Below are 17299 nucleotides of genomic sequence, written 5' to 3'. Positions count from 1 at the left end.
ATTAGTTTACTTTCCCTTCGATGACTTGAACGAGACGTTCTTTCACCGAGTCAATCGCAAGTTCCGAGACGACTGGCTGGAGGAATCCGTGAACGACGAGGCGTTCTGCTTCCTTCCGTGAAAGGCCACGGCTCATCAAGTAGTAGAGTTGTAGTTCATCGACACGACCGACAGATGCCGCGTGCCCTGCCATGACGTCATCCTCATCGATCAAGAGGATTGGGTTCGCATCACCACGTGCCTTTTCAGACAACATGAGGACACGTTCCGTTTGAACGCCGTTTGATTTCGAAGCGCCGTGATGGATCATCGACGTTCCGTTGAAGATAGATGTTGCTGCGTCTTTTTGGACACCGTGGATCAAGATGAAACCTTCTGATCCTTTACCGAAGTGGTCCGTCCGGACGTTGAAGTTTTGTTTTTGCTCTCCACGACCGACCGTAACGGCTTTCGTATCTGAGAACGAATCGTTTCCGACGAGATGTGTTTTTGTTTCTGTAACTGTGTGACCGTCATTCATGTGACCGAGTGCCCATTCGAGCTTCGCGCCTTGTTTGACGACACCACGACGGTTCATATACGTGATGGCACCTTTCGATAACGTATCGACACCACCGAAGAGGACTTTTGCGTTGTCTTCAACGAAGACTTCTGTGACGACGTTGACGTTATGCGCTTCGTCACCATAAGAGACGAAGTTTTCGATATACGTCAATTCGCTGTCCGCATCTGCGACGATGATCGCGTGATGGTAAAGCGCTGCACCTGATTGCTCAAGCGTATAGATCGCTTGCATCGGTACAGAAAGCTTAACGCCTTTTGGTACATAAAGGAACGTACCGCCGTTACGAAGTGCTGCGTTTAATGCCGCAAGACGATCTTCGTTAACTTGAACACCTTCCGTCATGAAGTATTTCTCGACGAGTTCTGGGTGTTGTTTTAATGCGTCTTCGAGCGTCGTGAAGATGACGCCGTTCGCCGCTTCACTGTTTTGCGCGTGGACGAGTTGTCCGTTACGCGTGACGAGCATGTGATCACGGTTTTCGCCGATCAATGCTTCGATATCTGAAGAAAGACCAGTGACGGTTTCGAGTTCCGTCGTACCTTCTGTGAAGTTCCAGCCTTCGATCTTGATTTTTTCTACTTTTGGCAATGCGAGCGTTGGGGCAAGATCAAGCGCGTCTTGACGCTTTGCGACCATCCAAGATGGTTCCCCTAAGCGAGTCGCACGTTCTGCCACTGCCTCGCGATTTACTGCAAGATTCAGTTCTACAGTCATCATGCTTCCTCCCTCGTCTTACGCTTTTGTTTCGATTTCGACGTCTTCGATGCCGAGTTCTTTTTTAACCCAGTCATAACCTTCTGCTTCGAGACGGTGTGCGAGTTCTTTACCACCAGACATGACGATTTTTCCGCCCATCATGATGTGGATGAAGTCTGGCTCGATATAGTTCAAGAGACGTTGGTAGTGCGTGATGATCAAGCAGCCGAATTCTGGTGAACGCATTTCGTTGACACCTTTTGCGACGACTTTCAATGCATCGATATCAAGACCTGAATCGATTTCATCAAGAATCGCGATCGCTGGTTTAAGCATCATCATCTGAAGAATTTCGTTACGTTTCTTTTCTCCACCTGAGAAACCTTCGTTGAGGTAACGGTGTGCCATTTCTGAAGGCATCTCGAGAAGACCCATTTGTGAATCAAGCTCACGGATGAACTTCATGAGTGAGATTTCATCGCCTTCTTCACGACGCGAGTTGATCGCTGAACGAAGGAAGTCTGAGTTCGTGACACCACTGATTTCGCTTGGGTACTGCATTGCGAGGAACATACCCGCTTGTGCGCGCTCATCGACTTCCATGTCGAGGACGTCTTCGCCGTCGAGTGTGACTGAACCAGATGTCACTTCGTACGATGGGTGACCCATCAATGCTGATGCGAGTGTTGATTTACCTGTCCCGTTTGGTCCCATGACCGCGTGGATTTCCCCGCCTTTGATTTCCAAGTTGACGCCTTTCAAGATTTCCTTGCCGTCGATCGCGACGTGTAGATCTTCAATCTTCAAGTGTGAAGCCTTCATGTTAGAATCCCTCCATCTATTCATTTCGTGACTGACGATTCAGAACACGAGCGTTACTAATTTAGTATCATTCTAATCTTAAAGAAACATCGCGTATTATTCAAGCGTCATCGCTCGTTGATTTTTCTCAAAATCATGCGTTTTGTTGAGAATCATTCGAAAGTTTCACCGGTTCCTCGAGTTCCTCGATCGTCGAAGCCCGATGAATCCGTTGTGACAGTAAGAGCAGTGGTATTCCGAATAATGTCAAGCCCGCTAATATCCCGAAAATCGGTAACGGACGGTCCGCTCCATATAAACTTAACAAATGTCCTCCGGCGATCGGACCGATTGATTGTCCGATCGACGTCAAGCCCATCGCCCCGAAATAACTGCCCCGTAATTCTGGTTTGGCGAACCGATCGGTCAAGATGTCGGTCATCGTGAACATCATGACTTCCCCGCACGTGAAGATGAACATCGCGACGATCATCAACCAGATCGCGTTCGCATTTCCCATGATGAACAATCCGATCGCAACAGTCGCAATCCCGGTCGTGATCGAGACGAGTGGTGACGTCTTCATACCAAACTTCATGATCGGATATTGAACGATCAAGACGGTGATCGCATTGATCGTGATCAAAATCGCATAGAGTGTCTTCCCGCCTTCAAGCAGTGACGTTTCCGTCAAGAACTGTGGCAATGTCGAGTTGAACTGACTGTAGCCGAAAACCCCGAAGATGATGCCAGCGAGTGCCAGCGTAAAAGCGATATCCGTCCGCAACAGACGAACCGTTGCTCCGAACGATACCTTTTTCCCACCATGCGTCTCGGTGATCGGATGGCGTTTGAATAAGATACCGATCATCCCCCCGTACACGATATAGACGAACGCTGTGATGTAAAACGTCGCGGACGTGTTCCCCGCACTCAGCAGTAAAGCAATTCCCGGTCCGATCGCTGCTGCGATGTTGATCATCGCGTAACGGATATTGAAGACGAACAATCGGTTCGCTTCGTCCGTCGTATCACTGATCAAGGCACGGGCGGATGGTTCAAAAATCGAACGACAGACCCCGTTCAAAGCACTGAGCGTAAAGAATGCCCAGAATGTCTCGACTTGTGCCAGCGCAATGAAGACGATCGCGAATCCGATCGTTCCGGCAAGCATCATCGCCCGGCGACCATACCGGTCCGACAAGGTGCCGCCGATGAAACTCATGACGAGACTGGCGATCGCCGAGATACTGAGTACCCAGCCAACATCGACAGGATCAAATTTCAGGACGGTCGTCATGTAGATGGCGAAGAACGGCATCGTGATGAACGTTCCGAGACGTGAGAAAAACGTCCCGAACAAGACCCCGAGTGTCAACGGATGCAGTTGACGTATGCGTTGCATATGATTCCCCCTAACCCCTGTTTCAGACAAATGAAAAGCATCCTTCCATTATATAGGAAGGATGCCGGCTTCGGTGAACTTATTTGCTGACTGGAACGACCGCACCTTTGTACTTGTCGAGGATCCAATCTTGGTTTTTCTTTTCGTGCAGAACGTCAAGAAGTGCTGTGACACGCTTGTCTTTTTCATCGCCATCACGTGTAACGATGATGTTGACGTATGGTGAAGACTCATCTTCTGAAGCGATCGCGTCTTTCAATGGGTTCAGACCGTTATCGATCGCATAGTTCGTGTTGATGAGGACGGCGTCGCCTTCATTGTTTTTGTAAGCTTGCGGAAGAAGTGATGCTTCGATGTTCGTCTTGAACTTGAGTTTCTTCGGGTTCTCCGCGATATCACCGAGTTGTGCATCTGTCGTTTTACCGTCTTTAAGCTTGATCAATCCTTCATTTTGAAGGAACGTCAAGACACGACCGCGTTCCGCGACGTTTGAGCTCGTTAAGATCGTTGCACCGTTTGGTAACTTATCGAGTGACTTGTATTTCTTCGAGTAAATACCGAGTGGTTCAACGTGGACGCCACCTGCGTTCGCGAACTTATATGATTTGTTTTCTTTCTCTTGTTGCTCAAGATACGGTACGTGCTGGAAGTAGTTCGCATCGATTTCTTTTGAAGCGAGCGCTTTGTTCGGAAGTACGTAATCTTGGAACTTCTTGATTTCAAGCTTGTAACCTTTTGCTTCGTATTCTTTTTTGACGTGCTCAAGAATCTCAGCGTGCGGTACGTTCGAAGCACCAACGACGAGTGTTTTGTCGTCGCTACCTGATCCTGATGATTTTTCGCCACATGCAGCAAGGCTAATAGCTAAGACGGATACAGCAGCAGTACCTACGAATTTTTTCCAAGTTTTCATGAATGATTCCTCCAATATGATTAAGTTTCGAATTAACGTTTATCGATCGCGCGGATCAGCAAGTCACCAATGATTTGGATGACGAAGACGATCGCTAAGATTAAGAGTGTCGCAATGACGATGACATCGTTTTGAGAACGCTGGAATCCTTCGATGAAGGCCATGTCCCCAAGTCCACCTCCGCCGACTACTCCGGCCATTGCCGTATAACCGACAAGTGAGACGAGTGTGACCGTGATACCAGAAACGATGGCAGGCAACGCTTCCGGGATTAAGACTTTATAGATGATCTGGAACTTCGTCGCGCCCATCGATTCAGCTGCCTCGATGACACCTTTATCGACTTCGCGTAACGCGAGTTCAACCATCCGACCGTAAAATGGTGCAGCACCGAAAATCAGTGCTGGTAATGCTGCCGTTGGTCCGAGGAACGAACCGACGATTGCTGTCGTAAATGGAATCAATAAGATCAGTAAGATGATGAACGGAATCGAACGGAAGACGTTGACGACCAAGCTCAACACTGAATAGAACGCCCGATTCTTGAACAATAACTCTTCGTTTGTCGCATACAATAGTAAACCAATGATCAAACCGAGGACGAATGTCGAAACACCAGCGATTGCCGTCATATAGACGGTACTGCCTGTCGCTTCCCACACCATGTCCCAATCTAGATTGTCAAAGAATGAAATCATCGGTGATCCACCTCCACTTCAACATCACTGGCTTGAAGCTTCGTGATGACCGCTTGTGTTGCTTCTGTTTCCCCGATCAACTGAATGAACAGTGTACCGAGTGCCCCTTCCTGTGATTGACCGACGTTTCCGCCGATGATATTGAACAGGACCGGCGAATCCTTCATGACTTCCGCGAGGATCGGGCTTTCTGCTGTCGATCCGACGAACGTCAACTGAACGATTTTTCCGGTTGGGTACCGTTCGCGTAGTTTCGCGAACGTTAACTCGTTCTCCGACGGCGACGTCAATTGTTTGACGAATTCCTTCGTCATCGCTTGCTTCGGATGACGGAAGACTTCTGCGACCGGTCCTTGCTCGACGATTTTACCGGCTTCCATGACGGCGACCCGGTGACAGATTTTTTGAATGACGTGCATCTCGTGTGTGATCAAGACGATCGTCAGTTTCAGTTTTTCATTGATGTCGACGAGTAACTCAAGGATTGAGTCCGTCGTCTTCGGATCGAGTGCACTTGTTGCCTCGTCACATAAGAGAACGTCCGGGTTCGATGCCAGTGCCCGAGCGATACCGACACGTTGTTTTTGACCACCGGATAATTGTGACGGATAGGCTTTTTCGCGTCCGTCCAAACCAACGAGTTGGATCAGTTCCGCGACCCGTTCCTTGCGGTGTGCTTTCGGGAAGCCACCGAGCTCGAGTGGGAACATGATGTTCTCTTCAACCGTCCGTGACCATAGTAAGTTGAAGTGTTGGAAGACCATCGAGACATTCTTGCGGACGCCTCGTAATTCCTTAGGTTTTAGTGATGTCATTTCAACACCATCGATTTGGATCGAACCACTCGTTGGTGCTTCGAGCATATTCAGTAATCGGATCAGGGTCGATTTCCCTGCTCCGGAATAACCGATTATTCCAAAAATTTCACCGCGCTCGATTGTCAGGTCGACATTCGCGACGGCTTCGACCGCTCCGCGCTTTGAGCGATAAATCTTTCCTACGTCTTGTAAACGAATCACAACTGTCCCTCCTAAAATAAAAAAAGTGCGCGCGTTTTAGAGCAAACGCGCGCACTTTTCAGTACACAAAACCATTTGCTCTCATCTCCCAGACTTTTGTCTGCTGGAATTAGCACCACTTCGGATTAGATCCGCGGTTGCCGGGTTTCATCGGGCCAGTCCCTCCACCACTCTCGATAAGAGTTTCGGTATTAAGTTTGTAGAATATATTCTGAATATTAGCAGGGGTTATTTTTGTTGTCAAACAGTTTTTTCAGAAACTTTTTCGAGGAACGTGAAAGCACGTGTTAAGTCTTCTTTCAAATCTTCCGCATCCTCAAGTCCAACTGAAATCCGAACGAGACCGTCCGTGATGCCGAGTTCTGCCCGACGTTCTGCTGGGATCGACGCGTGCGTCATCCGTGCAGGCACCGAAATCAGACTCTCGACGGCACCAAGACTCTCAGCGAGTGTGAAGAAGTGTGTCGCCTCGACGAGTTTTTCTGCGTTCGCTGCTGAACCGACATCAAAGCTGATCATCCCACCAAATCCAGTCGCTTGTTTCGCTTGGATGTCGTGACCAGGATGCGATGCAAGTCCTGGGTAGAAGATGTTCGAGACGATGTCTTGCGCTTGTAGGAACGCAACGAGATCATGTGCTGTCTCTTCGATCGCATCCATTCGGATACCGAGTGTACGAAGACCACGGACGAGCAAGAAGCTGTCTTGCGGTCCAAGCACGCCGCCTGTCGAGTTTTGGATGAAGTGCAGCTCTTCGCCGAGCGCATCATCTTTGACGACGACAAGTCCAGCGACGACGTCCGAATGTCCGCCGATGTATTTCGTCGCACTGTGCAAGACGATGTCTGCACCAAGTGCGAGTGGTTGTTGATGATAAGGTGTCGCGAACGTGTTGTCGACGACAAGTTTAAGATCGTGACGTTTGGCGATCGTTGCGATTGCTTCAATGTCCGTTACTTTCAACAACGGGTTCGTCGGTGTTTCGACGTAGACGATCTTCGTGTTGTCTTGGATCGCTGCTTCCGTTGCCGCAAGGTCCGTCGTATCGACGAATGTCACTTCGATGTTGAACTTCGGTAAGACGCGTTGCATCAAGCGGAACGTACCGCCGTAGACGTCATCTGTCATGACGATATGGTCGCCAGACTCCAGCAAGTGGAAGACGGCATGAATCGCTGCCATCCCAGAACCGAAGGCAAAACCACGTGCGCCGCCCTCGAGATCTGCAATCAATCGTTCGATGCTCGTCCGTGTCGGGTTCGCTGTCCGTGAGTATTCGTATCCGTCCTTAAGTTGACCGATTTTATCCTGCTTGTATGTGCTTGTTTGATAGATTGGAGGTGTGACGGCTCCTGTTGCCCGGTCGACACCTGTTCCTCCATGAATCAATGCTGTCTTCTTACGCATGAGTTTCGTCCACCTTTTCAAAGATTTGTTGGCTTAAGTAGCGTTCGGCACTGTCTGCGAAGACGGTGACGATCGTACTGCCGGGGTGACGCTTTGCGATATCAAGCGCAGCAACGAGCGCTGCACCTGCTGAACTACCAACGAGTAATCCTTCGCGAGCAGCGAGTGTATGAACCGCGTCAAATGCATCGCGGTCAGAAATCGTATGAATCTCATCAACGAGTTCACGCGGAACGAGGCTTGGCCATTTCGCTGTACCGATACCTTCTGTCTTATGCGGACCGGCTGGACCACCATTCAAGACGGAGCCTTCCGGTTCAACGATTGCTGCTTTTGTACCGAGACGTTGTTTTAAGAAGTCCGCTGTTCCGGCGAACGTACCACCTGAACCACAACCGGCAACGAACCAGTCGATATGCGGTAAGTCCGCAATCAGCTCAGGACCGAGTGTCCGCTGATACGTGACTGGGTTCTCTTCGTTTTCGAATTGTAACGGAACGTAACTATTCGGAATTTCCTGACCGAGTTCTTTTGCCCGGTCGATGGCCCCTTGCATATCGAGTTCAGTCGGCGTGTTGACGACGGTTGCGCCGAGTGCCCGCATCAACGTCTGCTTTTCCTGACTGAATTTTTCCGGAACGACACAGATGACTTGGAGATCGTATTTTTTAGCGGCGAGCGCCAAGCCGATGCCGGTATTCCCGGCTGTCGGCTCGATGATCGTACCGCCTGGTGTCACATGTCCGTTTTCGATTGCTGCATCAACGAGTTGAATGCCAAGGCGGTCTTTGACGCTGCCCCCAGGGTTCATCCATTCGAGCTTCGCCAAAATGCGCGTACCAGCAGGCAAATCGAATGAAGTGATCTCGTAGAGTGGTGTGTTTCCGACGAGGTCGCGGACGTTGTTCGCGATCATCCGAAGACGATGTCCCATTCATCACGACCGGCAAGCATTTTCTCGGCATAGTGCTTCGCTCCTTTGAGGTCATGTGCGCTCGCAAATCCACATTGGACTTCGTTTTGCGCTGGAATCTCTTCTGCTGCGAGGACGTCTTTCAACGTCTTCTCAACGAGTTCGCTCATTTTTTCGACCGAGTCGAAGTTCATCATCGCCATGTAGAAACCTGTTTGGCATCCCATCGGCGAGACATCGATGACATCATCCGAGTAGTTACGGATGTTTTCAGCAAGTAAGTGCTCGAGTGTGTGCATCGCACGCATCGGCATTTGCTCAACGTTTGGTTGCGTGAAACGGATATCGTATTTGACGACTTGGTCGACTTTACCTTCTTTATAACCCGCGACGCGGATATAAGGTGCTTTGACTTTCGTATGATCCAGGTTAAAGCTTTCGACGTTCATTTTTTGAAGTGCCATGATTTATTCCCCCATTTTCTCGGCTTCTACGAGCCAGACGAAGTGATTGTATTGTATAAATTTAACAGTGAATCCTCGTGCTGTAAACAATTCTTCCATAACTGGAATCAACGGGTAGAACTCGCGTTCGAGATCTTCCGCTAACGCGTCGAACCCTTGAGCACGTGCTTCACGAATCGTTTGCAGGCGTGCCTCTTCTGAGACGAACATCGTATCCGCGTAGACGATTTTTCCGTCTGCCGGTAAATGTGATGCCATCAGTTCGATCGCTTCTCCCTTTTCCTCATCTGTTAGATGATGAAACGCATACGTCGAAACAAAACTGCGTGCTTCCTTCGCTTCGAACGAGAGGAAGTGACCGTCTTGTACATCAAGTGACGGAATCTTTTCCGTCAGGATTGCCCGCATCTCCGGACTTGGTTCGACGGCGAGTACGGCGTCGTGACGTGCCAGAAGACGTTGTGTCAGGTTCCCTGTGCCTGCTCCGAATTCAATGACCGGCGACTGCGCTTTATCCGCTACTGTATCCAAAATCTCATCGTATCGACGAAAAACCTCTTTATACTCCGGATCGTGTCCAGTTACTGTCTCGTCATACGTCGATGCCCATTCTGTGAAAACATCCATAAAACGTACTGTCATGCCTTGTCGTCCTCCATCTCACCAGTTAATTCCGAGTAATCGGATATGAATTAAAGTAATTTTCCTTATTCGCATTGTAGCAAGGAGATTCTATCCTGGCAAGCGACCGGCTCAAAAAACTTCCAGAAAACAAAAAAAGGCGTTGCCGGCGAACCGACAACACGAATAATGTGGTTAGAAATGCTACGAAGGAAAACCCAGCTCCATTCGGAATTGTTCGCTCTTCCGCGTGGAGGACGGCGCCTGTTCGACATGATTGCCAGCTTACGTTCACTTCCTGATCGGTCCTTTCGATCCACCACCCGTTCATTGCACCGCTTCGTCTTTGGGGGACGACTTAAGGGGAAACAATACACCGGCTTAGGATGGGAGAAAGGGTTCAGGACTTGAATCGTATTGAACAATCATCTCTGCTAGACTTCCTATAATGCATTTCTAGAAGTTGTTATGAATATACCATTCATATTTCTGCGTTGTCAACGGATTATTGTAAATATTCCGACAATTTAACAAAAAGAAAAATCCAATCGGACTTTTCTTACCGTTCTTGACAGAAAGCAAAGACGTTTTGAACGGACTGGAAAGCATAAAGTCGCTCTACGACTTGATTTTCTTCAATTCGCAACAACGCAGGAACACTCATGACACGGGCTTCTTCTAAGAAATCCGGAATGAAATTCCCGTTCGCCTTCTGAATCGATTGACCTGATTCCGTCGCTTCGACGATATCGAGCATACGTTCCGCGATGGCGCATGTCCCGCACATCGGTGCATAGACATACAATAGCCCGTTTTCCGGGACGGTCGTGACCTCTTGCATGACGGTCGCTCCTTTCTTCGTGGTATCTGTCGTCAGTATACAAAAAAAAGAGAGCGGACGAAACGCAAGCGCCTCGTTCACTCTCTTTTCGTTAAGTATTACTCGTTGATCATCGATTTGTACGCTGCAGCGTCCATCAATGCCTCGACTTGTGAAGCATCTTCGATTTCGATGTCAACCATCCAAGCGCCTTCGAATGGTGACTCGTTGACGAGTTCTGGGGAATCCGAAAGGTTTTCGTTGATGGCAACGACTTTACCAGAGATCGGTGCATATAATTCCGAGACTGTCTTGACCGACTCGACTGAACCGAATGGCTCGTTTGCTGTGATCGTATCACCGACTTCAGGCAATTCGACGAAGACGATATCCCCGAGTTCGTGTTGCGCGAAATCCGTGATTCCGATGCGCGCCTTGTTTCCTGATACTTCGACCCATTCATGTTCTTCCGAATAGCGTAAGTTGTCTTTTACTTGACTCATTTCCGATTCCCCCTGTGGACTAATTTGGACTAACGTGTTCAGTATACCAAAATCGACTCTGAACTTAATACCATTTTCCTTGATACATTTCTTCCTTGAAGCCGATCGTGACGTCTTTCCCGTCTGTAACGATCGGACGCTTCAACAACATACCATCACTTGCGAGCAACTTGTATTGCTCGTCTTCCGATAACTCTGGAAGTTTGTCCTTGATCCCTTGCGAACGATACGATTGACCGCTCGTGTTGAAGAATTTCTTCAACGGCTCTCCACTCTTTTGATGAAGTTCCTGGATCGTCGTTGCAGATGGTGTTTCCTCGACGATATGTTTGTAATCCACTTCGACACCGTGCTGTTCGAGTGCTTTTTTCGCTTTGACGCACGTACTACATTTCGGATAGCCGTACATCGTGACTGTTTTTGTCATATTCCTCACCTCACCTTCAAGAGTAGCAGATGGATCACTTCTGCTTCAAGCGTGCGAGCGCCCCGTCAATCTGATCTTGATGATGGGCGTCATGGGCAACGAACGACTCGACGAAGGCTTGCGGTCGAAAATCCTCATAGGTCGCTTCAAATTGCTCGTCAGACAAACGATCGAGGTGATTGACGATGTCACGCCGGACGCTGATTGCTTTCTTCAATAAGGCGAGCGGATCAATATGATGCGCATATTCGACCGCTAGTCGATTGAACTGATCAAAATCCGTCTCGACGAGCGTCAACGGTTCATCCGGTAATTTCGAGATGGCGTGATCGTAATAAAACCGGTCCCATAAATACAGATGACTGACGCACTCAAGGACGGTCCACTTGTTAAGCGCAAGCGGCAGATCCCATTCTTCCGGCGACAAACGTTCAAGGGATTGATAGTAGGCAATCGCAAATTGCAGTTCAACCAATTCTTGGCGCATCTCGTTTTCCTCCTCCAACCAAAAACTTCGCCTTTACAGAGATTTTCCCTGCAAAGGCGAAGCGGTAAACCTGACTTAGACCGTATATTTGTTTGACTCGATGAGGCGTTTTGCGATGTCGCGTTTCGTACCGATGACGTTGATCGGCTGGTAACGGCTGAATTTTTTCAGCGCTGAGAGCAACATCCGGAGCTCGTCGCCGCTTGCTGCCGCGTAGAGCGTCTCTTTCGCGTCACGCTCGACAGCTTCGAACGCTTGTTGTGCGAAGACTTCCGTGTAACGGACTTTCAGTTCGCTCTTCTCGATCCCTTTGTCGGCAATCGCTTTGTCCGTCCGAACGATCGCTGACTCAAGCGCATAGATCGCACTCATGATGTCAGCTGTGTTCGCTAAGATCTCTTGTTCGCCTTGGAGTTTGTCCTGGTATTTCTGGACCGCTGTTCCGGCAGTCAACAAGAAGATTTTCTTCATCATCGCGAGTAAGTGACGTTCGCGATCAAGTGGTGCTGTTCCGATTTCGGTCGGCATGAAGCTCATCACTTCTTGTTGCAGACGCTGTGCTTCCGCAAGCAACGGCAACTCGCCTTTCATCGCTTTCTTCAGCAATGTTCCTGGGACGAGGAGACGGTTGATCTCGTTCGTTCCTTCGAAGATCCGGTTGATCCGCGAATCTCGGTACATGTTCTCGACTTCATATTCTGCCATGAAGCCGTAACCACCGTGAATCTGGACCGCTTCATCGATGACGTAATCAAATGTTTCCGAAGCAAAGACTTTGTTCATCGAGCATTCAATCGCGTACTCAGCGATTGCATCGGCGATTTTCTTACCGTCCTTGCTCTCTTCTTCTGACAACTGATCGAGACTGTCTTGGAACAGACCACCCGTCCGGTAGACTGAACTTTCCATCGCATACGTCTGTGCTGCCATCGTCGCGAGTTTTTCTTGAATCAATGGGAACGAGCTGATAGGTGTCTTGAACTGTTTCCGTTCATTCGAGTACTGGACTGCAAGATCAATCGCTCGTTTTGACGAACCGACAGCACCGACAGCCAGTTTATAACGACCGACGTTCAAGATGTTGAAGGCGATGACGTGACCGCGTCCAATTTCACCGAGGACGTTATCGACTGGTACTTCTGCATCTTGTAAGATCAACGTCCGTGTCGATGATCCTTTGATCCCCATCTTCTGTTCCTCGACGCCTGTCGAAACGCCTGGATATGATCCTTCGACGAGGAAGGCTGTGAACTTGTCACCGTCGATCTTCGCGTAGACGACGAACAAGCTTGCGAAACCAGCGTTCGTGATCCATTGTTTTTCACCGTTCAAGATGTAGTGCGTGCCGGCTTCATTCAAGACAGCCGTCGTTTTAGCACCAAGAGCATCCGAACCAGAGCCTGGCTCCGTCAATGCATACGAAGCAATCCACTCCCCTGAAGCGAGTTTCGGCAAGTATTTCTGCTTTTGCTCTTCGTTACCGAAGAAGACAATCGGCAACGAACCGATTCCGACGTGTGCGCCGTAGCTGAGGGCGAATGAACGGCCACGTGCGAATTTTTCCGTAATGATTGAAGACGAAATCTTATCCATCTGATACCCACCGTATGCTTCCGGAACGTCTGCGCCGAGTAGACCAAGCTCGCCTGCTTCGCGGAGTAGACCGACTGATAATTCGAACTCGTGTTTTTCGATTCGATCAAGGACTGGAACGACACGATCTTCGACGAACTTCGCTGTCATGTCACCGACCATTTTGTGTTCTTCCGAGAAATCCTCTGGTGTGAAGAGACGTTCTGGTGCTAACTCATCTAATACGAAACTGCCACCTTTGATTAATTCGTTTGTCGTTTGGCTCATTGTCCTGTTCCTCCTTCAACTAGTTCGAATACACCTGCTGCGCCCATTCCGCCACCGATACACATCGAGACGACACCATACTGGACATTCCGGCGTTTCATTTCATGCAAGAGCGTCAATGTGAGTTTGGTTCCTGTACAACCGAGTGGGTGACCGAGGGCGATCGCTCCACCGTTGACGTTGACGATGTCTTCGTTTAATCCAAGCTCGCGGATGACACCGAGCGACTGCGAAGCGAACGCTTCGTTCAACTCGATCAAACCAACGTCCTCAAGCGTGATGCCTGCGAGGTCCAGTGCCTTTGGAATCGCAACGACCGGTCCGATTCCCATCACTTCCGGACGGACACCACCGACCGCGAACGATTTGAACTTCCCGAGAATCGGTAACGCTTGGCGTTCTGCTTCTTCCCGTTCCATGACGAGGACAGCAGCCGCACCGTCTGACGTCTGCGAAGAGTTCCCTGCTGTGACGCTGCCGCCGAGGCGGAACGCTGGGCGAAGTTTTGCAAGACCTTCCGGTGACGAATCCGGACGAACGCCTTCATCGTGTTCGACGACGAATGTCTTCTCTTCGATTTTCAGTTCATCATTGACGAATTGTTCCGTCACCGTTACCGGGACGATCTCGTCAGCAAACTTACCAGCCGCGATTGCTGCTGCCGCTTTTTGGTGACTCTTCAACGCAAACGCATCTTGATCTTCCCGTGAGACATTGTAGGTCGCAGCGACTTGCTCCGCTGTGTGCCCCATGCTCATGTAATATTCCGGTGCCGTGTCGACGATTGACGGATTAGGTCGGACGACGTGACCTGGCATCGGGACTTGACTCATTGATTCGAGTCCACCAGCGACGACCGCAGTTGCTTGCCCCGTCATGATTTTCATCGCTGCGTCAGCGATCGATTGTAGTCCACTTGAGCAATACCGGTTGATCGTGATCGCCGGTACCTCGTGTGATAATCCACCGAGGACCGAAGCGTAACGGGCGATGTTCATGCCTTGTTCCGCTTCCGGCAAGGCACATCCGAGAATGACGTCATCGACCGCTCCCGTGTAACCGGACCGTTTCAACGTTTCCTGGATGGCGATGCCTGCTAATTCATCCGAGCGTATCGATTTGAATGCGCCCTTTTTTGCTTTTCCGACCGGTGTTCGTGCACCGGCGACGATTACTGCTTCCTTCATCCGAATCCCCCCAGTCCTCAGTTACGAAGCGGCTTGCCTTTGACGAGCATGTGCTGCATCCGTTGTTGTGTCTTCATCTCACCGATCAGGCTCAAGAATGCTTCCCGTTCGATGTCGAGCATATATTGTTCATCGACGTGGCTACCGAAGGCGACGTTTCCGCCGGCGATGACGTGTGCGAGTTTACTTGCGATTTTCAAATCGTGTTCCGAGATATAACTGCCGTAGAACATTTCGCGTGTTGCGAGTTCAAGCGTCGCTTTCCCCGCACGACCGACGACTGGAATCTTCCCTTTCGCTGGTGCCGTGTAGCCGGTCCGGTCCAGTTCAAGGACGAGTTGTTTCGCATCATACGTCAAGTGATCCCGGTTCATCGAGATTTGATCAACGGAGCGGACATATCCGAGTTCGCGTGCTTCAAAGGATGATTTTGAGACTTTTGCCATCGCGACGTTCTCGAACGTCTTTTGCGCTGCTTTCTCGATATTGACGAGTCCGTCCGGTGTGTTTTCTAACAGTCGACGGTACGTGTTGACGTTTCCGCCGCCTCCCGGAATTAGACCGACACCGACTTCGACGAGACCCATATACGTTTCAAGACCAGCTTGCAGACGAGCCGCCGGAAGCGAGATCTCCGTACCGCCACCAAGCGTCATTCCTTGTGGGGCAGCGACGATCGGACGTGATGCGTAACGAATCTTTTGAATCGATTGTTGGAACTTGTTGATGATCCAGTCGAGTTCGAACCAGTTTTCATCTTCCGCTTCCATCAGCATCATCGCTAGGTTCGCACCGACACAGAAGTTCTTGCCATCGTTCGCGATGACAAGACCACGGTGGTTTTTCTCAACGAGATCGACCGACTGTTCGATCATCTGCATGATGTCGACACCGATCGCATTGCTCTTCGATGTGAACTCGAGCACCGCAACATCGTCGCCGATATCAAGCAAGCGTGCCCCGTTGTTCTCAAGGAGAACACCGTTTGACTTCCGGACGTCGCGGAGACGGATTTCCTTCGGATTGACCGTTGCTCCGACGTAGTCTTGTGTCGTTGTGTCATAATGACGACCGGACGCATCATAGAAACTCGTCTTCCCTGCCGCGAGCATCTCATCGACCCATGCCGGTACTTCGTAACCATCTTGTTTCATCTTCGCAACCGTCTTCTCGACGCCGAGTGCGTCCCATGTCTCGAACGGTCCCATCTTCCAGCCGAAGCCCCATTTCATTGCTTCGTCGATCGCTTTGATGTCGTCTGCGATCTCACCAGTCAGCCGAGCCGAGTAGAGCAATGTTTTCGCATGGATCGGCCAGAGTAAAGCACCGACACGATCTTGCGCGAAGACGACAGCTTTCAGCTTGTTTTTTGCGCCCGGAAGTGCTTTAGCTTGTCCGATTGACGGCTCGGTAAGCGCTCTCTTTTCAACGTACTCAAATGTCTCTAGATCGAGTTCAAGGATCTGTTTTCCGACTTTCTTATAGAAGCCTTGACCCGTCTTCGCACCGAGTGCTCCTTGTTCGACAAGGCGACGCATTTCAGCCGGAACCGCGAACGTCTCCTTCTCCTCGCCTTCTGGCAACAAGTCATAGACGTTGTTCGCGACGTGAACGAACGTGTCGATGCCGACGACGTCGAGTGTCCGGAACGTCGCTGATCCTGGGCGACCAAGCAGTGGACCTGTGACCGAATCGACCTCCCCGATCGAATAGCCACCTTTTTTCATCTCATCCATCGTCACGAGGAGACCGTATGTCCCGATTCGGTTGCCGATGAAGTTCGGTGTATCCTTCGCAATGACAACACCTTTCCCGAGTCGTTCCTCTGCGAATTGCTTCATAAAGTCGACGACACTCGGATCCGTGTCTGACGTTGGAATCAACTCAAGTAACTTCAGATAACGTGGTGGATTAAAGAAGTGTGTCCCGAGGAAACGACGATTGAACGACTCCGAACGCCCTTCGCGCATCGCTTCGATCGAAATGCCTGATGTGTTCGAGCTGACGATCGCGTCTTCCCGAATGAATGGTTCGATCGTTTTAAACAATTGCTGTTTGACGTCGAGTCGTTCGACGACGACTTCAACGATCCAGTCTGCTTCCTTCAGACGTTCTAAGTCGTCTTCTAAGTTTCCGACCTCGATGAAGTCGATCAATTTTTTCGACGCGAGTGGTGCTGGATTTTGTTTCAAGAGTTTTTCGCGGTTATCGCGCGCGATGCGGGAACGGACGCGCGGATCACTCAACGTCAAGCCCTGCTTCTCTTCTTGTGCCGTAAGTTCTTTTGGTACGATATCAAGCATCAATGTCCGTATGCCAGCATTCGCAAGATGTGCCGCGATGCCTGCACCCATCACCCCTGAACCGATGATGACGGCGAATTGGATGTGTTTCGTCAACTGGATTGTGGTCGGCTGACCGATTTGACTCGCCATGATATACCCCCTGAGTTTAAATTGAATGAACAACCATTCATTATACTGACAAAAAAAGAAGCCGAACGACTTTCGTGT

17 protein-coding genes and 1 riboswitch are annotated in these 17299 nt (G+C 50.0%); all 17 genes read right to left on the bottom strand.

Annotated features, from left to right (window positions below; translation table 11 throughout):
- Nucleotide 1 precedes the first annotated feature (1 nt).
- Nucleotides 2–1279, bottom strand: coding sequence for a Fe-S cluster assembly protein SufD (gene sufD, locus EXG77_RS03690; RefSeq protein ID WP_023469157.1), 1278 nt, complete (start codon nt 1277–1279; stop codon nt 2–4).
- 18 nt (nt 1280–1297) lie between these two features.
- Nucleotides 1298–2083 (bottom strand): Fe-S cluster assembly ATPase SufC, encoded by a 786-nt coding sequence (gene sufC, locus EXG77_RS03685; RefSeq protein WP_023469158.1) that lies wholly within the window; start codon nt 2081–2083, stop codon nt 1298–1300.
- 133 nt (nt 2084–2216) lie between these two features.
- Complete coding sequence (locus tag EXG77_RS03680) at nt 2217–3467, bottom strand: MFS transporter (protein ID WP_035396378.1); 1251 nt, start codon at nt 3465–3467, stop codon at nt 2217–2219.
- A 79-nt stretch (nt 3468–3546) separates the two neighbouring features.
- Nucleotides 3547–4380, bottom strand: a complete 834-nt coding sequence (locus EXG77_RS03675) for a MetQ/NlpA family ABC transporter substrate-binding protein (protein WP_023469160.1) — start codon at nt 4378–4380, stop codon at nt 3547–3549.
- A 32-nt stretch (nt 4381–4412) separates the two neighbouring features.
- Nucleotides 4413–5078 (bottom strand): methionine ABC transporter permease, encoded by a 666-nt coding sequence (locus EXG77_RS03670; RefSeq protein WP_023469161.1) that lies wholly within the window; start codon nt 5076–5078, stop codon nt 4413–4415.
- Nucleotides 5075–6097, bottom strand: a complete 1023-nt coding sequence (locus EXG77_RS03665; protein ID WP_023469162.1) for a methionine ABC transporter ATP-binding protein — start codon at nt 6095–6097, stop codon at nt 5075–5077. Before EXG77_RS03665 ends, EXG77_RS03670 begins: the two co-directional genes overlap by 4 nt.
- 78 nt (nt 6098–6175) lie before the next feature.
- A riboswitch (SAM riboswitch) is annotated at nt 6176–6280 on the bottom strand.
- Nucleotides 6281–6337: 57 nt separating this feature from the next.
- Nucleotides 6338–7504, bottom strand: a complete 1167-nt coding sequence (locus EXG77_RS03660) for a bifunctional cystathionine gamma-lyase/homocysteine desulfhydrase (protein ID WP_035396375.1) — start codon at nt 7502–7504, stop codon at nt 6338–6340.
- Nucleotides 7497–8420 carry a PLP-dependent cysteine synthase family protein gene (locus EXG77_RS03655; protein ID WP_023469164.1) on the bottom strand — a complete coding sequence of 308 codons (924 nt, stop codon included), beginning with the start codon at nt 8418–8420 and terminating at the stop codon, nt 7497–7499. Before EXG77_RS03655 ends, EXG77_RS03660 begins: the two co-directional genes overlap by 8 nt.
- Nucleotides 8417–8881, bottom strand: coding sequence for an S-ribosylhomocysteine lyase (locus tag EXG77_RS03650; RefSeq protein WP_023469165.1), 465 nt, complete (start codon nt 8879–8881; stop codon nt 8417–8419). Before EXG77_RS03650 ends, EXG77_RS03655 begins: the two co-directional genes overlap by 4 nt.
- 3 nt (nt 8882–8884) lie before the next feature.
- Nucleotides 8885–9523 carry a class I SAM-dependent methyltransferase gene (locus tag EXG77_RS03645; protein WP_023469166.1) on the bottom strand — a complete coding sequence of 213 codons (639 nt, stop codon included), beginning with the start codon at nt 9521–9523 and terminating at the stop codon, nt 8885–8887.
- Between the two features lie 538 nt (nt 9524–10061).
- Nucleotides 10062–10343, bottom strand: coding sequence for a thioredoxin family protein (locus EXG77_RS03640; protein ID WP_023469167.1), 282 nt, complete (start codon nt 10341–10343; stop codon nt 10062–10064).
- Between the two features lie 98 nt (nt 10344–10441).
- The gene (gene gcvH, locus EXG77_RS03635; RefSeq protein ID WP_023469168.1) at nt 10442–10825 is read right to left on the bottom strand and encodes a glycine cleavage system protein GcvH; all 384 of its coding nucleotides are present in this window, start codon (nt 10823–10825) and stop codon (nt 10442–10444) included.
- Between the two features lie 64 nt (nt 10826–10889).
- Complete coding sequence (locus EXG77_RS03630; RefSeq protein WP_023469169.1) at nt 10890–11252, bottom strand: arsenate reductase family protein; 363 nt, start codon at nt 11250–11252, stop codon at nt 10890–10892.
- 34 nt (nt 11253–11286) lie between these two features.
- Nucleotides 11287–11739, bottom strand: coding sequence for a DinB family protein (locus EXG77_RS03625; RefSeq protein WP_023469170.1), 453 nt, complete (start codon nt 11737–11739; stop codon nt 11287–11289).
- A 75-nt stretch (nt 11740–11814) separates the two neighbouring features.
- Nucleotides 11815–13599: an acyl-CoA dehydrogenase family protein gene (locus tag EXG77_RS03620; protein WP_035396370.1), complete on the bottom strand. Its 1785-nt coding sequence runs from the start codon at nt 13597–13599 to the stop codon at nt 11815–11817.
- The gene (locus EXG77_RS03615) at nt 13596–14786 is read right to left on the bottom strand and encodes an acetyl-CoA C-acetyltransferase (protein ID WP_035396367.1); all 1191 of its coding nucleotides are present in this window, start codon (nt 14784–14786) and stop codon (nt 13596–13598) included. Before EXG77_RS03615 ends, EXG77_RS03620 begins: the two co-directional genes overlap by 4 nt.
- 17 nt (nt 14787–14803) lie before the next feature.
- Complete coding sequence (locus EXG77_RS03610; protein ID WP_035396364.1) at nt 14804–17221, bottom strand: 3-hydroxyacyl-CoA dehydrogenase/enoyl-CoA hydratase family protein; 2418 nt, start codon at nt 17219–17221, stop codon at nt 14804–14806.
- Nucleotides 17222–17299: the final 78 nt, after the last annotated feature.

Source organism: Exiguobacterium sp. OS-77, from assembly GCF_000414195.2.
In the GTDB taxonomy this organism is placed as follows: Bacteria; Bacillota; Bacilli; order Exiguobacteriales; family Exiguobacteriaceae; genus Exiguobacterium_A; species Exiguobacterium_A indicum.
The sequence above is the reverse complement of the archived record's forward strand: the minus strand, read 5'-3'. Positions and strand labels throughout refer to the sequence as shown.